22 protein-coding genes are annotated in these 22,775 nt (G+C 66.3%); 9 read left to right on the top strand and 13 right to left on the bottom strand.

Features of this window, described 5'->3' with window-relative positions; all coding sequences use genetic code 11:
* Nucleotides 1–172: 172 nt before the first annotated feature.
* Nucleotides 173–1,096, top strand: a complete 924-nt coding sequence (gene trmB / locus CXR02_RS17850) for a tRNA (guanosine(46)-N7)-methyltransferase TrmB (RefSeq protein ID WP_104063208.1) — start codon at nt 173–175, stop codon at nt 1,094–1,096.
* A gap of 72 nt (nt 1,097–1,168) precedes the next feature.
* On the opposite strand, the gene CXR02_RS17855 is transcribed toward trmB, so the two are convergent.
* On the bottom strand, nt 1,169–1,615 hold the full coding sequence (locus tag CXR02_RS17855) for a hypothetical protein (RefSeq protein ID WP_104063209.1): 447 nt from the start codon (nt 1,613–1,615) through the stop codon (nt 1,169–1,171).
* Nucleotides 1,616–1,678: 63 nt separating this feature from the next.
* Nucleotides 1,679–3,271, bottom strand: coding sequence for a hypothetical protein (locus tag CXR02_RS17860; protein ID WP_104063210.1), 1,593 nt, complete (start codon nt 3,269–3,271; stop codon nt 1,679–1,681).
* 122 nt (nt 3,272–3,393) lie between these two features.
* Between CXR02_RS17860 and CXR02_RS17865 the strand changes: the two genes are divergently transcribed.
* On the top strand, nt 3,394–4,338 hold the full coding sequence (locus tag CXR02_RS17865) for a DUF1206 domain-containing protein (RefSeq protein ID WP_104063211.1): 945 nt from the start codon (nt 3,394–3,396) through the stop codon (nt 4,336–4,338).
* 70 nt (nt 4,339–4,408) lie between these two features.
* Complete coding sequence (locus tag CXR02_RS17870) at nt 4,409–4,891, top strand: type II toxin-antitoxin system RatA family toxin (protein ID WP_104063212.1); 483 nt, start codon at nt 4,409–4,411, stop codon at nt 4,889–4,891.
* 71 nt (nt 4,892–4,962) lie between these two features.
* Here CXR02_RS17870 and CXR02_RS17875 read toward each other — a convergent pair whose 3' ends face one another.
* Both CXR02_RS17875 and CXR02_RS17880 read right to left on the bottom strand, forming a co-directional pair.
* Nucleotides 4,963–5,628: an anti-sigma factor gene (locus CXR02_RS17875; RefSeq protein ID WP_104063213.1), complete on the bottom strand. Its 666-nt coding sequence runs from the start codon at nt 5,626–5,628 to the stop codon at nt 4,963–4,965.
* Complete coding sequence (locus tag CXR02_RS17880) at nt 5,625–6,125, bottom strand: sigma-70 family RNA polymerase sigma factor (RefSeq protein WP_058930911.1); 501 nt, start codon at nt 6,123–6,125, stop codon at nt 5,625–5,627. Before CXR02_RS17880 ends, CXR02_RS17875 begins: the two co-directional genes overlap by 4 nt.
* Before the next feature lie 190 nt (nt 6,126–6,315).
* On the opposite strand from CXR02_RS17880, the gene CXR02_RS17885 reads away from it, so the two are divergent.
* Nucleotides 6,316–6,843, top strand: a complete 528-nt coding sequence (locus CXR02_RS17885; protein WP_104063214.1) for a hypothetical protein — start codon at nt 6,316–6,318, stop codon at nt 6,841–6,843.
* Nucleotides 6,844–6,949: 106 nt separating this feature from the next.
* Here the strand turns inward: CXR02_RS17885 and CXR02_RS17890 are convergent, their stop codons facing one another.
* From CXR02_RS17890 to CXR02_RS17900, 3 genes are all read right to left on the bottom strand, one after another.
* Nucleotides 6,950–7,765: a hypothetical protein gene (locus CXR02_RS17890; RefSeq protein ID WP_104063215.1), complete on the bottom strand. Its 816-nt coding sequence runs from the start codon at nt 7,763–7,765 to the stop codon at nt 6,950–6,952.
* Nucleotides 7,758–8,336, bottom strand: a complete 579-nt coding sequence (locus tag CXR02_RS17895; RefSeq protein ID WP_104063216.1) for an RNA polymerase sigma factor — start codon at nt 8,334–8,336, stop codon at nt 7,758–7,760. The genes CXR02_RS17890 and CXR02_RS17895 overlap by 8 nt, the downstream gene beginning before the upstream one ends.
* 155 nt (nt 8,337–8,491) lie before the next feature.
* Nucleotides 8,492–9,136, bottom strand: coding sequence for a protein tyrosine phosphatase (locus tag CXR02_RS17900; protein WP_104063217.1), 645 nt, complete (start codon nt 9,134–9,136; stop codon nt 8,492–8,494).
* A 154-nt stretch (nt 9,137–9,290) separates the two neighbouring features.
* Here CXR02_RS17900 and CXR02_RS17905 point away from each other — a divergent pair, with 154 nt between their 5' ends.
* Both CXR02_RS17905 and CXR02_RS23045 read left to right on the top strand, forming a co-directional pair.
* The gene (locus tag CXR02_RS17905) at nt 9,291–9,641 is read left to right on the top strand and encodes a hypothetical protein (protein WP_258061095.1); all 351 of its coding nucleotides are present in this window, start codon (nt 9,291–9,293) and stop codon (nt 9,639–9,641) included.
* Entirely contained in the window at nt 9,629–9,751 is a 123-nt protein-coding gene (locus tag CXR02_RS23045) for a hypothetical protein (RefSeq protein ID WP_258061096.1), read from the top strand. The genes CXR02_RS17905 and CXR02_RS23045 overlap by 13 nt, the downstream gene beginning before the upstream one ends.
* Nucleotides 9,752–9,823: 72 nt before the next feature.
* Here the strand turns inward: CXR02_RS23045 and CXR02_RS17910 are convergent, their stop codons facing one another.
* Complete coding sequence (locus tag CXR02_RS17910; RefSeq protein WP_104063218.1) at nt 9,824–10,675, bottom strand: hypothetical protein; 852 nt, start codon at nt 10,673–10,675, stop codon at nt 9,824–9,826.
* A 191-nt stretch (nt 10,676–10,866) separates the two neighbouring features.
* On the opposite strand from CXR02_RS17910, the gene CXR02_RS17915 reads away from it, so the two are divergent.
* Nucleotides 10,867–14,319 (top strand): DEAD/DEAH box helicase, encoded by a 3,453-nt coding sequence (locus CXR02_RS17915; protein ID WP_104063219.1) that lies wholly within the window; start codon nt 10,867–10,869, stop codon nt 14,317–14,319.
* Nucleotides 14,320–14,332: 13 nt separating this feature from the next.
* Here the strand turns inward: CXR02_RS17915 and CXR02_RS17920 are convergent, their stop codons facing one another.
* The gene (locus CXR02_RS17920) at nt 14,333–15,109 is read right to left on the bottom strand and encodes an HNH endonuclease family protein (protein ID WP_258061097.1); all 777 of its coding nucleotides are present in this window, start codon (nt 15,107–15,109) and stop codon (nt 14,333–14,335) included.
* An 88-nt stretch (nt 15,110–15,197) separates the two neighbouring features.
* On the opposite strand from CXR02_RS17920, the gene CXR02_RS17925 reads away from it, so the two are divergent.
* Together CXR02_RS17925 and CXR02_RS17930 are read left to right on the top strand one after the other, a co-directional pair.
* Nucleotides 15,198–16,796, top strand: a complete 1,599-nt coding sequence (locus tag CXR02_RS17925; protein ID WP_104063220.1) for an HNH endonuclease signature motif containing protein — start codon at nt 15,198–15,200, stop codon at nt 16,794–16,796.
* Between the two features lie 49 nt (nt 16,797–16,845).
* Nucleotides 16,846–17,910: a glycoside hydrolase gene (locus CXR02_RS17930; RefSeq protein ID WP_258061098.1), complete on the top strand. Its 1,065-nt coding sequence runs from the start codon at nt 16,846–16,848 to the stop codon at nt 17,908–17,910.
* A gap of 69 nt (nt 17,911–17,979) precedes the next feature.
* Here CXR02_RS17930 and gdhA read toward each other — a convergent pair whose 3' ends face one another.
* The 4 genes from gdhA to CXR02_RS17950 form a co-directional block, all read right to left on the bottom strand.
* The gene (gdhA, locus tag CXR02_RS17935) at nt 17,980–19,317 is read right to left on the bottom strand and encodes an NADP-specific glutamate dehydrogenase (protein WP_104063221.1); all 1,338 of its coding nucleotides are present in this window, start codon (nt 19,315–19,317) and stop codon (nt 17,980–17,982) included.
* 86 nt (nt 19,318–19,403) lie between these two features.
* On the bottom strand, nt 19,404–20,216 hold the full coding sequence (nagB, locus tag CXR02_RS17940; protein WP_104063277.1) for a glucosamine-6-phosphate deaminase: 813 nt from the start codon (nt 20,214–20,216) through the stop codon (nt 19,404–19,406).
* Nucleotides 20,197–21,480, bottom strand: coding sequence for an N-acetylglucosamine-6-phosphate deacetylase (locus CXR02_RS17945; RefSeq protein ID WP_258061100.1), 1,284 nt, complete (start codon nt 21,478–21,480; stop codon nt 20,197–20,199). Before CXR02_RS17945 ends, nagB begins: the two co-directional genes overlap by 20 nt.
* Entirely contained in the window at nt 21,470–22,744 is a 1,275-nt protein-coding gene (locus CXR02_RS17950) for a PTS transporter subunit EIIC (RefSeq protein ID WP_219816445.1), read from the bottom strand. The genes CXR02_RS17945 and CXR02_RS17950 overlap by 11 nt, the downstream gene beginning before the upstream one ends.
* Nucleotides 22,745–22,775 lie beyond the last annotated feature (31 nt).

Here is a 22,775-nt window from a genome sequence, read left to right on the forward strand (position 1 = left end):
TATTTTCCCAGCTCAGAAGCACCTTTCGTCGCTTTAACACACCCGGCGGGCGCCACCCTCATGAAAACCCCGGGCTAGCAGGGCGGCCATTTCGAATTTCCATCGCGTCTGGTTCTGAGCCCAGGTGACCGCCCAAGCCGTGGGCACGCGGGCCCCGGGTATTCTGGAAGGGATGAGTGAATCCCCAGAATCTCCCCAGCCTCCGCATGTCCCGCGCCCGGTAACGCCCGGTACCCAGGCGTCTTTCGGCACGTACGGCGGCAGGCCGGTGAGCTTTGTGCGCCGCGGAACCCGCCTCCAGGGGCGCCGTCAGACGGCGTGGGAAGAGCACTCGGACCGGTGGGCGCTGGACGTGCCCCGGCACATCGCGAACACGTCGGTCCACCCGGACTACACTTTCGACGCCGAGGCCGAGTTCGGCCGCAAGGCACCGCTGATTGTGGAGATCGGTTCGGGGCTGGGCGATGCCATCTGCCACGCGGCCGAGGAGAACCCGGACACGGACTTCCTGGCGGTCGAGGTCTATACACCGGGGCTGGCCAACACCATCATCAAAATCAACAGCCGCGGGCTGAACAACGTCCGGGTGGTGGAAGCCAACGCGCCCGAGGTCCTCGCCACCATGCTGCCGGCAGGATCCGTCAGCGAGCTGTGGGTGTTCTTCCCCGATCCCTGGCACAAGTCACGGCACCACAAACGCCGCCTCATCCAGCCGGAGTTCGCCGAGCTGGCAGCACGGGCACTCACCAAGGGCGGACTGTGGCGGGTCGCCACGGACTGGTCCAACTACGCTGTCCACGTCCGCGACGTCCTCGCGGACTCTCCGGACTTCGAAAACCTCCACACCGGCGAGCGCCACGGGCCGGAAAGTCCGCTCACCCAGGTGTGGCAATCCGGCGTCGAAACTCTCGTGGGCGGCGCGCCCGTCCGCGAAGGCCGGGCGCCGGTGAGTACCGCGCATACAGGCCCCAACGAGGGTGTTGATGAAACGGGCGGCTGGGCGCCACGCTTCGAAGGCCGGATCCGCACGAGTTTCGAGGCGAAGGCCCACGAAGCAGGCCGGCTGATCTTCGACCTCTGCTACCGCCGGCGCTGAGCCACGGAAACTGGGTAGCAGCAGATGCCGTTTTGAGCCGTCATAACGACACTTAGTGCTACTCAGTTGGGGTCAGTTCACGCTGATGGAGGCGACGATCTCCTTGAGCATCCCCAGCCGCGGCTCGATCTCCGGGTTCACGTACGGCCAGATCACCACAACACCGATGAAGCGGCTGTTCTCCCAAACACCCACAGTGGCCGCGACCCTCGCCTCGCCTGCCGGATCCGTGTATCCAACCACGACGGCGTACGAGGACTTACCGGGTACGTTCAGTTCGCCTTCGGTGAGGATGGTCCCGGCCCGGTCTTCAAGGTAGAAGCCTGACATCAGGTGTGCCCAGCCGTTAGCCTGTGCGGCGCCGGTCACGGAGGTGTCGTCCTTGATGACCGTCACCAGGACACCGCCCAGCAGGCCATACTGCTCGGTGTTTGGCCCGGCGGCGGAGTCCTCCAGAACCTGGGTGTGCTCGGGGAAGTCTGCCGTGAATCCCAGCGGGGACTCGATATGAACTGACATGGTTGCTCCTTAGCGGTAAGTCTTGGCTGGGCTGGCTGGAACGTGCTGATCCGGCACGGGTCGTCAGAGCTTCTCGAGCTTGGTGTCGTTCGGGACCTTATAGTACGTGGACACGTTGGTGGTTGCCTTGTTCTCGGTTTTGACCTCCACCTCGCCGGCCTTGAGGTCAACGCCGAACTCGTTGGACGCTGTCACCACACTGTTCACCTGGACTGTGGCGGAACCTGCCGCGTAGAGCTTGGCGGCGTCGTGGCCGGCCGCAACCGTGTCTCCCAACGCCATATTGCGCAGGTAGCTATCGATCACAGGCGCGTTCTCCGGCGAGTACTCAACGTTGATCTTCACGGTGCCCTGAGTGCCCACTGTCACGCTGGACTCAGCCTTTGCGCCCTGGAGGTCGGCACCCGCGCTGGCGCCCTCCGCAACCGTGCCCTCCATGGATACGGCGACCGATTCCATGTTGCCGTTCTTATCCAGGTTCACTTCCAGGCCGCCCTTGCCCGAGGCCTCGAACACCTTGCCGTCAAGGTCCAGCTTGCCCTGGGCCGACACCTCGGCGCTGGCGGTGGCCGTGCCGTCCGTCAGGTTCCGCTCGTAGGCAAGATCCAGCTTCGCCGAGCCCGAAGCCGGGCCGGATTCACCTTTGGCTTCGAGGGAGAGGGTTCCTTTGGCTTTGTCGTCGTGGCCGGTGGAGCCGTTGTCGTCCGCAGCATCGTTGATGGTCTCCAGAATGTAGCCGGGCGGGTTGCCTGCCGCGTCCTTGATCTCACCGACGCTGTCCGGCGGGAGATCCGTATAAATCTGGTTGCGGGCGGCCATGGCCTCTTCCAGGCTGCCGAATTTATACTCGCGCGAGGCCTCTCCGTTCAGCGTGACCCCTGCCGTGCCGGTGGTGTCGTTCACCCCTACGCCCACGTTCCCGTAGACCTTCATGGTGGCCGAACCGTCTGCATTCTCTACGACGACGGTGCCCACCTCCGCGCCGGCGTGGAACCAGGCAACCCGGGCATCAAGGGAGGCCTTGCCAGACTCCGTGTATACAGGAGTTTCCGTCTTGGCGAGTTCCCGGAGGTGGGCGCTCGCCTGATCCTGGGCGGACTGGGGAATCCCGCCGTCCATCCTCATGAGGTCCTCGGCGAACGGGCCGTTCTCGTCTTCGCCTTCGATCAGGTATTTCCGGTCCGCCTCGGACAGGCTGGCCCACCACTTGGCTTGCTCTTCCGGGCTGGCCTTGAGCATGTCATCCATGCCCTGCATCAGCTCCTGGCGATGGGCCTCAGCCGCTGCCGCCTTCGCTACCTGTTCCTCCAGCCAGTTCTGGGCGCGGCTGCCCAGGTCCTTAATCTTGTCCAGGACGCTGGTCCCGCCACCGCCACTGCTGCCGCCGCCGGTCGCGGCAGAGGACTGTTCCTGTTCGTTTGCGTGCTGCAGGAGCAGCTTGGAGTTGTGGCGGAGGCTGGATGCCACTCGCTCCAGGCTGGGGCGGTGGTTGCCGGACCAGTCCTGCCGGAACAGCTCGCCGTCGGCACCCTTCCATGGCGCGGACTGGATCTGGCCCTGCAGGGAGCTGGCCCGGCTGCTGAGCAGCGCGGCCGCCTTGTCAACGGCCCTCGCCAGCTCCCGCAGCTGGCTGACGTCCGCGCCGTAAAAAGTCATGGTGTCTCCCCCGGAGAGTATTAAGAGTTAGTTCTATCGCTGGACATATCGTCGCATGGTGGCAATTCTCCCGCGATGGGGAACACTCCCCATCGCCGGGCACACCAACGCACACGCAGTTAATGTCGGTCCGCGGTGCGCAAAAGTTGGTACTGTTCGCGGCCGGCGTCGCGTGGCACGATTGGGGTTGTGCGGGGGCACACAAATCTGCGCCCGAGCGGCGCTGGCCCGAAGGAAGCGCCATCAAAAGAGAACTCAGAGACGCCGCAGACGCGGCGGAGGACGTCACCAACTCACGCGCACTGGAGTTGCTGGCGAGGGTGGGTTTCGCGGTAAGCGGCCTATTGCACTTCCTGGTGGGCACCATCGCAATCCGCCTCGCCATGGGCGGTTCGGGTAATGCTGACTTCAGCGGTGCTGTTTCCGAACTGGCCAGCCAGCCTGCCGGGCCGTTCCTTCTGTGGGCAAGCTTTTCCGCCTGCGCGGCACTGGCCATCTGGCAGGCCAGCGATGCCGTCTTCGATTACAACCGGCTGCCCACTAAGGACAAAGTCGGTAAGAAGGCCAAAGCGGCAGCGCAGGCCGTGGTGTTTGCCGGGCTCGCCGTGACCCTGGCCAGCTTCGCCATGGGCACAGGGTCCGGGGGCGACAACCAGCAATCAGCGAGCGACCTCACCGTCGCCGTCATGAAGGCTCCCGGCGGCGTAGCACTGCTGGTCCTCGTTGGTCTGGGCATGGCCATCACCGGGATCATCTACGGCATCCGCGGCATCAAGAAGACCTTCGAGGAACACCTCACGATGCCCGTTTCCAGCTCTGCCCGGACGGCCGTCTCAGCCTTGGGCGTGGCCGGCTACGTCGCCAAGGGCATAGTCCTGCTGCTGACCGGGATGCTCATCACCATTGCCACCCTGCAGGCCCATCCGGATGAATCCACGGGCCTGGACGGTGGACTCAGGGCCCTGCGCGAACAGCCCTTCGGCGTGTACCTGCTGGCCGCCGTGGGCGCCGGCCTCATCTGCTACGGCGTGTTCATGGTGGTGCGGGCCCGCCTTGCCAAAATGTAGGGGGCGCCATCTCCGGGGCCCCGGTCTACCCGCCCCACCCGGAATACCGGCTTCCGGTTAGGGTGGGTCCATGCCCCAGGTACGCGCCGAACGCCTTATCAGCCTCGATCCGGAGACAGTCTTTGCCCTCTCCCAGACCACCGGCGCGTTCCGGCTCCAGTGGGACCCGTTCATCTCCTCCCAAGGATTCCTGGACGGCGCAACGTCCGCCGGAAAGGGCGTCCGGACACGGACCGTGTCCCGCCTGGGCCTGGTGATGGTGAGCGAGTACGTTTCCTATGCGCCGCCCAGGAACGTGGGTATGACCATGGTGTCCGGACCGTGGTTCTTCGGGAATTTCGGTGGCGGCTGGCGTTTCACCGCGGACGACGGCGGCACGCGCGCCGTCTGGAAGTACACCTTTTCGTGCCGCCCGGCCTGGTTGCGGCCGGTGGCGGAGCGGATGGGCGCCTGGCTGCTGGGCCGTGAGATCAATACGAGGATCGAAGCGTTTGCCCGGGCCTGCGAAAACCCAGCCCTGGTAGCCGAGTTCCAGGCCCTCCAAGCGCCGTAACCACAGCGCCGTAACCACAGAGCCGTAATCACAGCGCCGTAATCTCCGGCAAAGAGATCACGGCACAGGCATCACGGCACCGTAATCACAGCAACGGCGCGCTGGGTTTCGTCCCGCAGTTCCAGGCTGGCGATGCTGGCCAGCTGAACGGGAGTGGCGCCCATGACCTTCACCCTCCCGCTCGGCGTCGCGGTCCAGGCACATGCCCGGTCCTCGCCGCCGTCGCGGTCCCGGATCCAGAGCGAGAGGGTTCCGTCCAGCGGCAGTTTGCTGCCGTTCACGGCCAGCTCGGTGCCCCATGTTTTCCGGGCAAGGTCGATACTGAACTGCAGGCCGTTGCCGGACTGGACCGAGTAGCTGGCGTCCGGCTCCGGCGGCTGGCTGAGCAGCGGGGCCGCGGCCACCCCCAAGGCGAGGGACGCCGCGGCGACGGCGCCCACCACGGCCGCCCACCGCCGTCGTAATTTACGACGCCGGGTGGCCAGTTCATCCAGGACCGTGCGCGGCACGGAGCTGGCTGGCTCGGGCGCCACCCCGGGGCGGGCGCTCCCAGTGAGCGCCACCGCGTCCGGGACGGGAAGCGCATCCAGCAGGGCCGGTAGGCTTTCAAGCTCGGCGAGTTCGGTCCGGCAGTCCGCGCAGTCCTTGAGGTGGGCTTCGAAACGCTGCGAATCCGCGGGGTCAAGCCCGCCGAGCACGTAGGCGCCCAGCAGCTGGTGCAGCTCAGAGGCGTTCACCGCTCCACCCCCATCTCATCGAGGATGGTCCGCAGGGCCCTAACGGCGTAATAGGCCCGGGACTTCACGGTTCCGCTGGGGATGTTCAGCTGCACGGCGGCCTCGTTGACGGTGAAACGGCGGTAGTGGAGGGCGACAAGGACATCGCGGTGTTCGGTACTGAGCCGCAGCAGCGCCTCTTCCATCAGCACGCGGTTCAGGAGTTCATCCACGCGTTCCACGGCCTCGGCGGGATCGGCGAGTTCGCGTTCCATCACTTCGGCGGGACGCCTTTGGGCTTTGCGGTAGTTGTCGATCATGATGTTCCGCGCTGTACGGAACAGGTAGCTGCGGAGGCTTCCGGTGATGTCCGGGGCCTGCTGCCAGACGCGCAGCACGGTCTCCTGGACCACGTCCTCTGCCAGCTGTGGGTCGCGGGAGGCGCTGAGGACAAAACGGCGCAGGGCGGAGCCGTGTTCGCGGTAGATCGCGGCCACCACGTCCTCGTCCAGCGGCATGCCGCCCTCCTGTCCCTAATCCGGTCTGCGGTTACAAATGCGCGCCTACAACGACGCTGAAGCTCCGTGCACTCATGCGATATAACGTCGGCGGACGGAAAACGGTTCACTTTGAACCATTCTTCACCCTGGTGCGTCGTACCGGTTAGCGTTCGGTGAGCTACGCCGGGCCCCAGACGAGGAGCATCCCATGAAACAGCATTTGTGCACAGGTCTTGCCGCAGCGGCTCTCCTAGCCGCACTTTCCGGCTGCGGCGGCAGCCCCGGAACCACCACCACCACTCCGGCGGCCACCAGCCCGGCGGCCACGTCCGCCGCCCCGACCGCCGGCTCCCCCACCGCAGCGGCCGCCGTCGACCTCAAGACAGCATCCTCCAGCGCCGGCAACATCGTGGTGGATGCCGCGGGCATGAGCGTCTATTTCTTCACCAAGGACGTGAAGGATTCCGGCACCAGCGCCTGCACGGGAGCATGCCTGACCGCGTGGCCACCGGTCCTCACCACCGCAGCCAAGCCTGCCGCCGAAGGCGTCACCGGCACACTCGGGACAATCACGACGCCGGACGGGGCCAAGCAGGTGACCCTGAATGGACAGCCGCTGTACTACTTCGCGCAGGACAAGAAGCCCGGCGACGTGCTGGGGCAGGGCGTCAACGGCGTCTGGTACCTGGCCACGCCGGCCGGGGAAATGATCCGGACAGCGGCGTCAGGCTACTGATAGTTCTGGCTACTTGACGGTTCTGGCTACCGACAGTTCTGGCTACTGGCGGTTCTGGCGCTTACGGATCGACCGCCTACGGACGAACCGCCTACGGATTGACCGCTTAAGGATGGAGGCCGGGCAGCGGGACTGGAGGCGTGGCCGGCAGGGGCAGAGCCGGGGGCTGTCCCTGGCCGTTCAGCGGCCCACCCGGCATACCCGGTGTGACGTTTTCGGGGAGGGGAAGGTCTGGCAGGGGCACTGCCGGCGCTGAACCTGAAGGGGCCGGAGCGGGCTCCGTGACCTGGCTGGAACCGGATCCCGGTACGGCCGGAACCGGCTCAGTGTCAGCCGTCCCAGTGGATCCTACGGCAGGGACGGCGGGCTGGCCCGGTCCCGGAGCCGGGGTCTCCACCGGCGCGGGGGCAGGCCCGCCGCCAACGGTGGACACGAAGGATGTAACTGCGTGGTTGACCTGGCCGAGGGAATCCCGGATCCCCTGGTCGGAGGCCACGGCAACGGCGCCGCCGGCCGCCAGCGAGACGGCCACGGACAGGGTGGTGAGGGTGATCCTGCGCTTGGCACGACGGCGGGCGGCAAGCTCGTCGGTGGCCGCCGTGACCTGGCCGGTTGCCGCGGCTGGGGCTACGGCGGGCTCTGATTGAGGGGATGCCGCCACCGCCAGGTGACGGGTCGCTGCCGCGTGGCTCGGTCCAGGCGTCGGGACAACAGTCTGTGTCACGGCAGGAGTCTGTGTCACTGCAGGCCTCATAAGCGCGGCAACCGCATCGGAAGGTACCGGCTGCTCGGCTGCGAGCGCCCGGAGCTCCAGCAGGACGGGACGGAGGCCGCCGTCGTCGTCCAGCCCTGCCTCCAGCAGCAACCGGTCAACAGACGCGTCCTCGCGGGAACCGTTGCGTGAGCCTGCGGTATCACTCATGATCTGCCTGGTTTCTTCTAAGAGTCTGGTCCTTGAGGTTTTGCAGCGCCCTGCGTTGGAGCTGCTTGATGGCACCCTGGGACTTGCCCATGATGCCGGCCACCTGTTCGATGGAAAGGTCCGCCACCACCCGCAGTGCCAGCACCTCGCGGTGTTCATCGGCGAGGCCTTCAAGCAGGGCAGCCGCGCCGCCGCTGTGGCCCAGGGCGTGGTCCTCCGCGGACGCCGTGCTGCGCGCGTCCTGCAGGGGGTCGTACGGAGTGAAGTCCGGCCGGCGTTCAACCCGCCGGTAGTAATCCACCATCCGGGCGTGGGCGATGGAGAACACCAGCGACTTGGCGCCCTGAAGGCCGCCGGTCAGCTCACCAATCTTGGGGAAAAACGCCAGGAACACATCCTGGGTGACAGCCTCGGGATCATCCACCCCACGGGCCTTGAGGTAACCCAGGACCGCTCCGGACAAGGTTCGATAGACAGCGCCGAAGAGCACAGCCGGATCAGCACCGGCTGTGTCTGCAAATGTATCTATGTCTTCTTCGGCCAAAGTGTCTAGCACCAGTGGCTCCTCCATCCCGGGCAGCGTAGTGGCTCATCCCGGTATTCGGCGCGGCGTGCTCCGCTGCTGTCGGTCAGCTGCGGTCGGTCAGCTATCTGGCTGCCATGTGGACTGCGGGAATCCGGTCCGTCCGGAGCCGGTTCCCGCAGTCCACACTAGCTGAGCAGGTCCTAGTGGCCGGAAACGGCGGGAACGTCTACAACGTCGCCCGGTACGGCGGGAACAGCAGGAACGGCGGGAACGGAAGGCTCGCCGTCGACACCCGGAACTGCCGGCACGGCGGGAACGGCAGGAACGGCGGGCAGCTCGGGGCGCTCAGCCTTGATGGCGGCAGAGCCCTCGCCAGCAGCGTCGGCGTCGGCGGAAGCGGCACCCTTCGCGACGACGTCGGCGCAGAAGGCGTCAACGTTGGTTTCGCCCTCGGCGGCGATGACCAGCGACGAGAAGCCTTCGGAGGCTTCGTTCAGTCCACCGTTGGTGAAGGCGGTGCAGAGGCCAAAGGCTGCGGCACCTGCTGCGTCCACTGCGGTGCCGGCGGCGACGGAGGCGTTGGCCTCGGCTGCGACCTCATCGTCGGAGACGGCTGCTTCGCCAGTTACTGCTGCATCACCGGAAGCGTTTGCGGAAGCCGACTCGGTGGCGTCAGCGGCCAGCTTGGGAGCCGGGGCGCCGAGCAGTTCGTGGGCGGTCTGCTGTGCATCGGCCGGGAGGGCGCCGGAAGCAGCTGCGACGCCGGTTCCACCGACGGCCAGGGTGCCCGCGGCGAGTACTCCGGCGGCGATTTTGCTGGTGGCGAGAACAGTGAACAACGACATATGACACTCCAAAACCTAGAGAATAATTCAGATCCGGCTCCGTGAGGAACCTTTCACCCCCTTCATCGCTGGCCGGACCGGGAAAGTTACGGCGCCTCCCAATTTTCTTTTCCAGGGCCCGGCTCCGGCCCATGGACCGCACTAGCATCGAGGCATGGCGACCAGTCCGGAACAGCAGAAACCGGCCAAGACCTGGCAGACCATGGTGGACAGCAACAAAGCCCTGCTCCTGCGAAAGACGGGGCACGACGTCGGGTACTGGGCCGAGCAGGCACGCTCCGCGGGCATGAGGAACGACGCCGAGCTCCGCCACTTGATGCGCGACGAGCACGGCGTCACGGGCTATGCGCAGTACGCCGTCTCGTGGGAGCTGTTCGGCTATCCCGAAGCCCACGACGGAAGTTCGCCCAGGTCACCCGGACCACCAACACCGCCGTGGACGTCGCGCTGCGCCTGGACACACTCCGCCTCGACGCAGCCGCCGGAGGGCGCTTGGAAGCCCTGAAGGCCCGGGCCGACGATCACTTCGACCGCCGCGTCCGGCTCACGTCTGCGGACCAGGTGGACGAGGAACTGCTGGAAATCCTCGCCAGGGCGCTGGACCAGAACACCTAACAGCTGGAACGACGGCGGGCCGGGTCGCCGGAAAACTTCCGACGACCCCGGCCCGCAGCCGTGGTGAGGGACCTACGCGTCGATCATCTCGTCGTCGTCCGATTCCTCGAACTCAACGGCGGCGACGATTTCCTGGGTCTCCGGGTTGATCATGAACGCCTCGTCGTCGTCCTCGACCATGATGAAGTCGCCGTGGTCCGTGGTGAAGTGCCAGGCCAGCGTCTTCTCGCCGTCGTGCATGTAGTTGGGGTCGCCCATGGTGATCTTCTGCAGCGCATAGCCGGCGATGTCGCACAGTTCGCGGATGATGACCTCGAAGTCCGGGGCGTCCTCCAGCGCTTCCTCGTCGGCCGCGGCTTGGCGTTCCTCCAGGTTGGGGATGAGCGCCACCTGACGCTCGATGTAGGCATCGAGCTCTTCTTCGTCGAGCACCAGCAGGCCCTCCTGGGACAGGAGCCAGGCGGCGTTGAGCGCCGTGATGTTTTCGGTTTCAAACAGTTCCTCGAACTCGCCGTCGAGCTCTTCGATGGTGCGCACGGCGTCGTTGGACTCTTCCTCGGTGTCCAGGTCGCCGTCGAGGTAGCGCTCTTCGTCTTCGTCGGACAAGGCATCAAACGCCGCAACGGTCCGGTTGAAGAGTTCCAGGTGGGCGTTTGCGCCCATGCCGGCGAGGCCCTCGCGGATGAGCGGGTCCACTTCGTCGCGGTCCGCGGTGAACACGTACTGGGCGAAGCCGCCCTCCAAGGACTGCGTGACGTAGAAGTCAACGTAGTAGCTGCCGAGCGCGGCGGGCGCGATCTCGCCGGCGTCGAGCAGTTTCCCGTACATGGCGTTCACCACATAAACGTTGCCATCTACGACCTCCTCGCTGCCTGCTTCGATGCTGGCCTGGGTCAGGACGACAGGGTTCTGGCTCTTGGTCATGGGATTCCTCACTGCTGAATGCCGGGTGCTGCTTGGGACACTTTCACGCTACGTCGGCGCGGGCGGCGCCGTGTTGAGGCGGAAGTGAACGTCAGGCGAAGTTTCAGGCTCCGGCCGGGCGAACTAAGATGAAGCAGATAACCTCCGATCGGACACGGCACCCCCGTGGCCAGCTGAAAGTAGCGCGCACCATGCCATCCCAACCGGACGAGAGTGCGGCACTGGCAATACAGACCCCCGCCATTAACGACCGCTCCCTCGCGGCCGGGTTGGCGTATGCCATGGGAAGCCGGGTTTCCGGAATGTCGTTCGACGCCGCCACCGGGCTGATGCTGGGCAAGGTCCGGGGAGGTGCCGACGTCCCGTACTCCACCACGGCCAAGCTGGTGCGGAAATCGGGCGGCTGGAGCTGCACCGTGGGTGTCTGCAGCTGCCCCGTCCGCAAGGACTGCAAGCACGTGGCCGCGCTGCTGTTCGCCGCCGAGGACAACCCGGCCATCCGCGTCCAGCTCCTGGCCCCGGCTGAAGTGTCCCGGCTTTCCCGCCAGCCCGCCAGCCTGGACCTGGCCGACTGGGAGCAGGCACTGAGCCCGCTCATTTCGCAGCCGGGCATCACGCAGTCCATCAGCGGCATCCCGCTGGCCCTCCAGTTCGAGATCGAGGAACCGGCGCCGCACTTCTCCTACACAGGCCGCCGCGACCCGCTCCGCAGCGTCCGCCAGCTCAAGGCCCGGCCCGTGATCATGGGCGCCAAGGGCAAGTGGATCCGCGGCGACGTCTCCTGGAACACGCTGAGCTACCTGAACTTCCGCCGCGAATGCAACGAGGCGCACATCGAGTGGATGCAGGCGTTCCTGGCCGCACACACCGCGGCCGCCAACCGGGTCCACAACTCCTCCGCGCTGTGGCTGGGCCTGAACACGTTCGCCGGGAAGAACATGTGGGGCCTCCTCACCGACGCCAAGAAGATCGGCCTCGCCCTGGTTCACAGCCGCGGCACCGCGCCGGTGCGGCTCGCGGAGTCTCCCGCCGCCGTCGGGCTTAATTTGAGCCGTTACGGCTCACCCGTGCGTGGGGACGCTGCGGCTCCCGGCGCAACGCACGACGACGGCGGGCTGGAGCTCGCGCCCACCATCACCGTTGAGGGGGAGGACGTTGATCCGGCGTCGGTGGGGACCATTGGCCGCCCCGCGCACGGCATTTTCCTGACCACGGGCGGGGAGGCGCTGCCCGGTGTTTCCGCGGAGAATGTGATCACGCTAGCGCCGCTGGAAAACGGGCTGAGCGAGGAACTGCTGACGTTCGTCACGGCCGGCAGCACCCTGCACATTCCGGCGAAGGATGAGACGCGCTTCCTCACCGGCTTCTACCCGAAGCTCAAGCAGGCAGCCCGGGTCACGGCGACGGATGAGTCGGTGGCGCTCCCCGCCCTGGCCCTCCCGACCCTTTCCCTGCTGGCCAACTACGGCGCGGACCACCGGGTCCGGCTGCATTGGGAATGGCACTACAAGTCCGGAACCCTCGTCACGGCCCAACCGCTGTGGCGGCACCCCGGCGACCACGGCTACCGCGACGACACCGCCGAGGCCCGCATCCTGGAGGGCATCGGCCAGCCGTGGAACGTTGTTCCGGCCCTGGGCGAATCGGCCACCGGCGGCTGGGGCACGCCCCGACTGTCCGCGTCCGCCGAACTGAGCGGGCTGGACACGCTGGCCTTCACCGAGGACGTCCTGCCCGAGCTCCGGAACGCGCCGGACGTATCAGTGGACACTGCCGGGGACATCGCCGACTACCGCGAGGCCGAGGAAGCGCCAGTCGTTTCCATCTCCACCAAGGCCACCGAACAGCGCGACTGGTTCGACCTTGGCATCCAGATTTCTTTGGAGGGGCAGCCGGTTTCTTTTGCCGCCGTATTCTCCGCACTGGCCGCGGGCCAGACCAAGATGCTCCTGCCCAGCGGCGCCTACTTCTCGCTGGACCTGCCGGAGCTGCACCAGCTGCGCGCCCTCATCGAGGAGGCCCGCTCGCTGCAGGACAACAAGGACGCCCCGCTGCAGATCAGCCGTTTCCAGGCCGGGCTCTGGGACGAGCTCGCGCAGCTTGGCATTGTCGATGAGCAGGCCGCCGCCTGGCGTGAGGCCGTGGGCGGGCTGCTTGAAGGCGGGATCAACGGGCTGCCGCTGCCTCCCTCGCTCAATGCCGAGCTGCGGCCGTACCAGCTGGAGGGCTACAACTGGCTCAGCTTCCTGTACCGGCACAGCCTCGGCGGGATCCTCGCCGACGACATGGGCCTCGGCAAGACCGTGCAGGCGCTCGCCCTGATGTGCGCCGCGAAGGAGCAGGCTGCGCCTGTGCCTGAGGGGGCTGATTCTGCCGGGGCGCAAGTTCCGGCGCCCGACGGCGTGACTCCTTTTTTGGTGGTGGCCCCCACCAGTGTCGTGGGCAACTGGGCGGCGGAAGCCGCACGCTTCGCTCCCGGCCTCACGGTCCGTATCGTGAGCGAAACCTTCGCCAAAAATAGCCAGGACGCGGCCGTTGAACTCGCCGGCGCGGACATCGTGATCACGTCCTACGCGCTGTTCCGGATCGACTACGACTCCTATGCCTCCAAAACCTGGGCCGGGCTGGTGCTCGATGAGGCCCAGTTTGTGAAGAACCACCAGTCCAAGGCCTACCAGTGCGCCCGGAAGCTGCCCGCGGCGTTCAAGCTGGCCATCACCGGCACCCCGCTGGAGAACAACCTCATGGAGTTCTGGGCGCTGACGTCCATCGTGGCACCGGGCCTGTTCTCCAGCCCCAAACGGTTCGCCGAGTACTACCAAAAGCCGGTGGAAAAGAACGGCGACAAAGGCCAGCTGGACAAGCTCCGCCGTCGCGTCCGTCCGCTGATGATGCGCCGCACCAAGGACCAGGTCATCCAGGACCTGCCGCCCAAGCAGGAGCAGATCCTCGAGGTGGTACTGAACCCGCGCCACCAGAAGGTCTACCAGACACACCTGCAGCGCGAGCGGCAAAAGATCCTGGGCCTGATCGAGGACGTGAACAAGAACCGGTTCACTATCTTCCAGTCACTGACCCTGCTGCGTCAGCTCAGCCTGGACGCGTCGCTGGTGGATCCGTCGCTGTCCGGCGTCCGCTCTTCGAAGCTGGACGTGCTGTTTGAGCAGCTGGAGGATCTGGTCGCGGAGGGCCACCGGGCGCTGATCTTCAGCCAGTTCACCGGTTTCCTCGGCAAGGTCCGCGAGCGGCTTGTGGAGGAGAAGATCGAGTTCTGCTATCTCGACGGCGGCACCCGGAACCGTACCGACGTCGTCAACGAATTCAAGAACGGCAGCGCGCCGGTGTTCCTGATTTCGCTGAAGGCCGGCGGCTTTGGCCTGAACCTGACCGAGGCCGACTACGTTTTCCTGCTGGATCCCTGGTGGAACCCCGCGTCCGAGGCGCAGGCCGTGGACCGGACGCACCGGATCGGGCAGGCCCGGAATGTGATGGTCTACCGGCTGGTGGCCAAGGACACGATCGAGGAAAAGGTCATGGCCCTGAAAGCCCGGAAGTCGCAGCTGTTCGCGGATGTCATGGAAGGCGACGCCCTGTCCAGCGGGTCGATCACGGCCGAGGACCTCGCGGGCCTGTTCAAGGACTGAGCGCGGTCAAAGCCTAAATGCAGGCTGCCAGGATACCTTCGATCGCGTCCCGCTCGGCCTGGGTGACCCACAGGCTGTAGTTGGCCTTCACGGCGGTCTGGCGGGCTACGTATTCGCACCGGAACGCCTTGTTGGGCGGGAGCCAGGTGGCCGCATCCTTGTCGCCCTTGGCGCTGTTGGTGGGCCCGTCGGCAGCCATGAGGTTCAGGGGATCGTTGGCCAACTGCCTGCGCTGTTCGGCGCTGAGCTGCTGGGCGCCCTTCTGCCAGGCGTCGCTGAGGGCAACCACGTGGTCGATCTGGACGGCGGAGCTGGTGGTGTTGCCACGGACAAAGTCGATGGTTGTTCCTGTGTATTTGTCGGCCAGCGTACCGGCCACAACGACGCAGTTCTGCGTGCCGGGCTTGAACATCTCGCCGACGAGGTCCCTGGCGAGGATGTCGTTTCGGGTATCGCAGCCGTTTCGGTCGACGTCCGCCCACGCGGGTCCGAATTCCTCGCGGGTGTAGCCGGTCTTGGGTGCGCGCCCCTTCACCGGGATGGTCTCCAGCTGGGCGAGGGCCGTTGCCACGTCGGCTGGGCTCACAGATGATTCGCCGGAGTTGCCCGACGGCGGTGCTTCCCTGACCGCTTCGGACACCTTGTTTGCGGCCTGCGTTGCGGCCGAGACTGCGGCGTCACAACCGGTGAGGGCGCTGGCGAGAAGCAGCGTGGTGAACAGCGTCAGTGCTTTGGTGGCGGCAGAGCGGTTGATCTTTATGTCCTTCAGGAGTGCGGCGGAGGTGAACACGCTACTAGCGCGGGGGCGTTCTGACCTGTCATGCCGGGTGTGGAGTCTGTCACCCTAAAATGTCGTACCCCCTCGACATGATGGAGGTATGGACAACACGTCAGCGGCAGAGATTCTGGAGACCATCGCGGCCTCTGCTCTTCAGATGGCCGGTGTGCTTCGTGGGGCGGCCGTGGATCCAGCAGCCAGCCCGGCTGCAACTGGTCCGGCTGATTGCCCTTCAGCACCTGGTCCATCCGCGATGTGTTGGGACCTGGCTCGCCGGCAGGCTGAGCTTTGCCTGACCGTCCTGTCGGGGACCGTGGGGATGGAAGCCATGTTCGCCGCCGTGAAGGTCCATGCCGCCAGCGGTTACGACGACGCCGCCCAGTCCGTCGCGGCGCCCATCACTTCCCCTCAGGAGCAGACCGCCCAGGACATGGGTATCGTGGCCGAGGTCGCCTGCGCCCTGACCGTCAGCGAACGCACGGGTGACGCGCTGCTGGGCGAAGCACACCGCCTGACCACCGCTCTGCCATTGACCCTCGCCGCCCTGGAAGCAGGGACCATCTCGTGGCAGCACGCCCGGATCATGGTGGACGAAACCCTCAACCTGAATCCTGCCGCCGCGCACGCGTTGGAGGCGCACTTCCTGGATCCCGTCGCACCCAACCCGGCGAGGGGTGGCCCGGCCGGGGAGATGATCCCGTCGCGGTTCCGCGCCAAAGCCCGGACCTGGCGCGAACGCCACCACCCGGACAGCATCGAAAAACGCCACACCCGCAGCACAGCGGACCGGCGGCTGGAGTACTCCCCGGACCGTGACGGCATGGCCTGGCTCTCCGCCTACCTCCCGGCCGATCAGGCCTCCGGGATCTGGGACCGCGCCACCACCGCCGCCCGCGCCCTGCAGGGACCCAGCGAGTCCAGGACCCTCACCCAGCTCCGCGCCGACAGCGCCGCGGCTTGGCTTCTGGGCGGGCATGCCGATCTGATCTTGTCACCCAAGGCGCAAGTCCTGGTCACGGTGCCGGTGTTTGCGCTGATGGGCCTGACCGATGAACCCGCGATGCTCGACGGGTACGGGCCCATCCCGCCGTCCATGGCGCGGACCCTCGTCGCCGACGGCACCGAATCGTTCCACCCCGTCCTCACGGACCCCCGCGACGGAGCCCCGCTGGAAATCGGCCGTGACAGCTACCGGATCCCCAAAGCGATGCGCCAATGGCTCAGATTGCGGGACGGGAAGTGCCCGTTCCCCGGCTGCAGCACCCACTCCCTCGACAACGAAGCCGACCACCTCCTCGCCTGGGCCCACGGCGGCAGCACCGGGATCAGCAATCTCGGCCAGCCTTGCCGCCGACACCACCGGCTCAAACACACCACACCCTGGAAACCCACCACGGCGAGTTCCACCGAACCACCCGGCTGGATTTCACCCACAGGCCGCCACTACGCCAGCGAACACCCCGACTGGGAACCACCAATCTGGCCAAACCAGATAGTGGACCAACTCCCCCATAAGGAACCTGGCCCTGCCCTGCCCGAATGCCATCTGCCGGCAGACCCAGAGCCGGAGCGGAAATGGCTGCGCCGCCTCCAAGAACCAGACCCGCCACCGTACCCGTCCGTACCCGACTTCCTCTGGCTGGCACAGCAGCCTGGGGCCGGTGCAGCACCTCCAGGCCCCTGCGCTAACACCGGCTGAGCCCTGTCACGCAGCCGGGAAGCAGCTGCGGGAAAGCACTTTCCCGCATATGCTGTACGAATTCCGACTACGCAGCCACCTGGAGATTCCCGTGCGCACCGAAGCCACCGCTTCAGATTCAATCCGTGAACCTGCAGCATCCAGCGTCTCGCCACTCAGGGCTGATGCCTTCAGGACTCCCTACCGGGATCCCATCTGGGACGGCCCCACAGATCCCGTCCTGGTGCCCGACCACTTGACCGGCGACTGGGTGCTTTTCTACACGCAGCGACGGGCCACCGAAACCGAGCTGACCGGCGTCGAGTGGGTCCACGGCACGGCAATCGGGGTGGCCCGCTCGTCCGATGGCGGACTCAACTGGCAGTATCAGGGCACGCTGGACGGACTGGTCCCGCCAGGAACTGAACTGCCCGCCACACTCTGGGCGCCCGACGTCGTCCGAATCGGCGATCAATGGATCATGTACCTCACAGTCCTCGGCGGAGTCCGGACTGACTGGACCGGCAACGCCTCGATCGTCCAATTGACCAGCCCGGACCTGGTCACGTGGGAGTTCCTCGGTTCCATCGACCTGGAGTCTCCGCGGGTCATCGACGCGGCAGTGGCCCTTTGCGGAGACGGTCTGCACCGGCTCTGGTACAAGGATGAATCCCGGGGATCAAGCACGTACAGTGCGGTAAGCAGGACCCCGGCAGATCCGTCGTCGTGGGTTCTTGAAGGCCTGACCATCGCCGGGCGACCGCACGAAGGACCCAAAGTCTTCAAGCTCGACGGGCACTTCTGGATGATCGTGGACGAATGGCGTGGCCAGGCGATCTACCGGTCCGAGGACGCCTCAGGCGGCTGGACGCGGCAGGAGAATTCTGACGGGCTCATCCTGACGGCACCTAAAACGGCCGACGGCGGTCCAGTAGTAGGACGGCACGCGGACGTGGTGCCGCTGGAGGCCACGGCAGACGGGAAGGAGCGGGCGCTCATCGTGTACTTCACCCATCCGCACTGGAACGGCGAGGATATCGACGGCATGACAGCGGACCCCAAGAGCCACCTCAGCCACATTCGGGCCGCTGTGCTGGAAGTGCAGGACGGCACCTTGCTCTGCTCACACAGCTGATCCGCCTCGTGCAGGGCGGCGATGTCTCGACCGCCGCAAATGCGTGGTCAAGAAACTGCCGGCATGCCGTCAGATAAGCCCCTGCGCGAGCATGGCGTCAGCCACCTTGACGAAGCCGCCGATGTTGGCGCCCAGCACGTAGTTGCCGGGGTCGCCGTACTCGTCCGCGGTTGAAGCGCAGCGGTGGTGGATGCCCACCATGATCTCGGTGAGCCGCTGTTCTGTGTGCTCGAAGGACCAGGAATCCCGGCTGGCGTTCTGCTGCATCTCCAGCGCCGACGTCGCCACGCCGCCTGCGTTCGCGGCCTTGCCCGGCCCGAACAGCACGCCGGCATCCTGGAACACCGAGACAGCATCACGGGTGGAGGGCATGTTGGCGCCTTCGCCTACGGCAACCAGGCCGTTGCGGACCAACCGCGCGGCAGCATCGCCGTCGAGCTCGTTCTGCGTGGCGCAGGGCAGCGCCACCGTTGCGTCGACATCCCACACCGATCCGGCTTCCACATAGGAAACGCCGGGGCGGCGCACTGCATAATCCTTCAGGCGTCCGCGTTCAACTTCCTTGACCTCGCGGAGGAGCGCGACGTCGATTCCCGCCTCGTCCACGATGTAGCCGGAGGAGTCGGAGCAGGCCACCACGCTGGCACCGAGCGTCTGCGCCTTGGCAATGGCGTTGATGGCCACGTTGCCGGAACCCGACACCACCACGCGCTGCCCGTCGAAGGAGGACCCACGGGTTTTCAGCATCTCCTGGGTGAAGATGACGGTGCCAAAGCCGGTGGCTTCAGGCCGTACCAGGGAGCCTCCCCAGGACATGCCTTTCCCGGTGAGGACGCCGGATTCGTAGCGGTTGGTGATGCGCTTGTACTGCCCGAAGAGGTATCCGATTTCACGGCCGCCGACGCCGATATCACCGGCCGGCACATCGGTGTACTCGCCGATGTGGCGGTAGAGCTCGGTCATGAACGACTGGCAGAACCGCATCACTTCGGCATCGCTGCGGCCGCGCGGGTCGAAGTCCGAGCCGCCCTTGCCGCCGCCGATGGGCATGCCGGTGAGGGCGTTCTTGAAGATCTGCTCGAAGCCCAGGAACTTCACAATGCCCAGGTAGACAGAGGGGTGGAAGCGCAGGCCGCCTTTGTAGGGACCAAGGGCGGAGTTGAATTCGACCCGGAAGCCACGGTTGATCTGCACGCGGCCGGAGTCGTCGGTCCACGGGACGCGGAAGATGATCTGGCGTTCGGGCTCGCAGAGCCGCTCCAGGATGGCGGCTTCGAGCAGCTCGGGGTGCCGGTCGTGGACAGGGCCCAGGCTCTCAAAAACCTCAGTCACCGCCTGATGGAATTCAGCTTCACCAGGGTTCCGTGCCAGTACCGTATTCCGGATGGCCTCAAGCCGAGCGTCCACGCCGTCTCCTCAAATTCAACAGTTATTCCACTTCATGGTAGCAAAATTTCATTTTACGGAATCTAAAGCGACGAATATCACAGTCTTCAACGGCTGACCGGCTGCTGGAGCCAAGGCCTTGTTGGTGTTTGGCCCAGCCTGTCGTTGAATTCCTGGGCTTCCCGGTAGTAATCCAGCAGGCTCAGCCGGGAAGCGGCTCCCGGGTCCAGGATGACAACTGCCCGGCGGTGCAGCTGGAGCACCGACGCGGGGCAGTGGGCGCTGACCGGCCCTTCCACCATGGCCTGGACGGCGGCGGCCTTGTTCTCCCCCATCGCCACCAGCACTGCCAGTTTGGCTTCGCGGATGGTCCCCAGACCCTGCGTCAGGCACAGCCGCGGAACATCGCCGTCGGAAAAGAACCGCGCGTTGTCAGCCCGCGTGGCCCCGGCGAGGGTCTTCACCCGGGTGCGGGAAGCCAGTGACGATGTCGGCTCGTTGAAGCCTATGTGGCCGTTGGCGCCGATGCCCAGGACCTGGATGTCCACACCCCCGCCGGCGGCGATGGCTGCGTCATAACGGTCAGCCTCGGCCACCAGGTCCGGCGCGTCCCCCTGCGGGGTAAAGAGCCGTTCCAGGGGCAGGTCCACCTGGTCGACGAACTCCCGCCGGATGGTGGAGTAGTACGACTGCCCGTGCTCCGGCGGCAGGCCCGCGTATTCGTCCAGCGTGAAGCCGGTGACCTGGCTGAAGCTGAGCTGCTCCTCGCGGTGCCGCCGGATGAGCTCCTGGTAGGTGGATCGCGGGGAGCCGCCGGTCGCCAGCCCCAGCACTGCCGGTCCCTGCCGGACCTGGGCTTCGATGATGTCCGCCGCCCGGGCTCCTACGTGATCGGCGGACTCACACAGAACTATCTGCACGGTCATTCCTTTCCTGCGTTTGTGGCGTGCCGGCGCGGTATGCCTGCACGAGTTCAAGTTCTTCGGTGGTCACCAGCACGTCCGCCCGGCATCCCGCGGCGATGGCGCCGACCCGGGCGGCGCCCCGGTCCAGGCCCATCAGCCGCGCCGGAGTGGAGGATGCCGCGACGACGGCATCGGCCAGGGGAACGCCCCAGTCAACGCAGCGGCGGACGTTCTCCAGCAGGTGGCTCGTCGCGCCGGCGATCGCCCCGGGACCGGCGTCGGGACCGGCGTCGGCGGTTCCGGCCAGCCGCGCCACCCGGTCCTGGACCAGCACGTCCAGGCTGCCGAGAGTGTAGTGACCGTCGGACATCCCCGCCGCCGCCATCGCATCCGTGATAAGAGCAATGGAGCGGGGTCCCACCAGCCCGAAGACCATACGGACGATCTCCGGGTCCAGGTGCACGCCGTCGGCAATCAGTTCCAGCACCATCTGCCCGGGTGACTCCTCGGCCGCCTGCAGCAGGACCGCGATGGGTCCGGGCGTGCGGTGGCCCAGCGGGGGCATCCGGTTGAACAGGTGCGTGGCCGACCACGGGCCGCCAACCCCACCGTTTGCGCCGCTCAGGACTTCCCGGGTGCGGGAAGCCGTAGCGGCGGTGTGGCCCAGGGAAGGCACGACGCCGTGATCCCGGCAGAGCTGCACCAGCTCGGCAAAGTGCGGGGTTTCCGGGGCAAGAGTCAGTGACCGCACGGTCCCTCGTCCCGCCTCAAGCCACTGCTGCAGGAGCGCCGGGTCGCCGTCGATGATGGCTGCCGGGTCCTGGGCCCCACACATGCTTGTGGTGATGAACGGCCCTTCCAGGTGCAGGCCGGCCAGGGTGCCGTCCTGCACCAGGTCCCGCAGCACCTCGATCTGTTCCAGCAGTACGTGCGACGGCGCCGAGACCAGCGAGGCGAGTACAGACGTCGCGCCCTGCGATGCGTGGTGGCCGGCAGCCAGGCGCGCGCCGTCCGCATCCGCGGAGAAATTGTGCCCCACGGCACCGTGGCAGTGCACGTCCACGAGTCCGGGCAGGATGAGCGGCACTCGCCGGAAGTCGGACCCGAAACCTTGCGGCAGATCCGCCGTCGGGCCGCACCACACGATGTTCCCGCCGGCCATCACCACGGTGCCGTCGTCAATCACCGCAGCACCGGGGTGGCCGGTGACGAGGCGGCCCCGCAGACCCATCACGCCGTCGGCCCCGCCGCCCCGGGCCGGCAAAAACTCAGCTGGCATCGGCTTTGGCCATTGAGCCGTTCTCGTCGTTTTCATCTTCGCGGCCCATGGTGCGCAGGTTCCAGCGACGGATCACAAAGCGGAACACCACGTAGTACACGGCGGCGTAGCCCAGTCCGATGGGGATCAGCCAGAGCGGATTCTGTGCAATGCCGAAGTTCAGGACGTAGTCGATCGCTCCTGCTGAGAATCCGAACCCGTGATGGATGCCGAGGAAGTTGACCAGCATCATGGACGTCCCGGTCAGGAAGGCGTGGACGACGTACAGCGGCCACGCCACGAACATGAACGAGAATTCCAGCGGTTCGGTGATCCCGGTGAGGAAGGCCGTGAGGCCGGTGGAGAGCATGATGCCGCCCACGATCTTCTTCTGCGACGGCTTGGCTTCCTGCCAGATGGCGAGGGCGGCCGCGGGCAGGGCGAACATCATGATGGGGAAGAACCCGGTCATAAAGACGCCTGCGGTGGGGTCCCCGGCGAAGAACCGGTTCAGGTCGCCGTGGGCGCCGTTGTAGTCGCCGATGATGAACCAGACGATGGAGTTCAGGATGTGGTGCAGGCCCAGCGGAATGAGCAGCCGGTTGAGGACGCCATAGACCCCGCTGCCCACCACGGTGTTGTCCGCAACCGTGTTGCCCACGGCCGTCAGCCCGTTATTGAAAAGCGGATACAGCAGCGCCATGGCCACGCCGATCACGATCGCGGCGAAGGACGTCAGGATGGGCACCAGGCGGCGGCCCGCGAAGAAGCCCAGCCAGTCCGGCAGGGTGGTGCGGTGGAAACGCTGCCACAGCAGCGCCGTCGTCAGGCCCATCACAATGCCGGCCAGCACGCCGTAATTGATGACGGGATCCTTGCCGCCCTCCGGGGCCGCTCCCAGCACCAGCGGGGCCATGACCTTGAAGACGTTGGTCAGGACCAGGTATCCGACGACGGCGGCAAGGGCCGTGGAACCGTCACCCTTTTTGGCGAAACCGAAGGAGATGCCGACGGCGAAGAGCAGCGGCAGGTTCTCGAACAGGGCGCCGCCGGCGGCGCCGATGACCTGGGCGACGGTGGTCAGGGATTCGAACCTGCCCAGCAGGTCGTCTTGGCCCAGGCGCAAAAGCAGCGCCGCCGCGGGGAGGGCGGCGATGGGGAGCATAAGGCTGCGGCCGAAGCGCTGCATGTTCTGCAGCGCTTTTCCGCTGACCTTGCCCTTGCCTGGTGCCGGGGCGGCCAGTGGGCCGGCCCCGGCGGAAGCTGATGGGTTTTCCGTGGTCATAATGTTCCTCGTCTCGAAGAGGGTGGTGCTT

The organism is Arthrobacter sp. 4R501 (assembly GCF_002929755.1).
GTDB lineage: Bacteria > Actinomycetota > Actinomycetes > Actinomycetales > Micrococcaceae > Arthrobacter.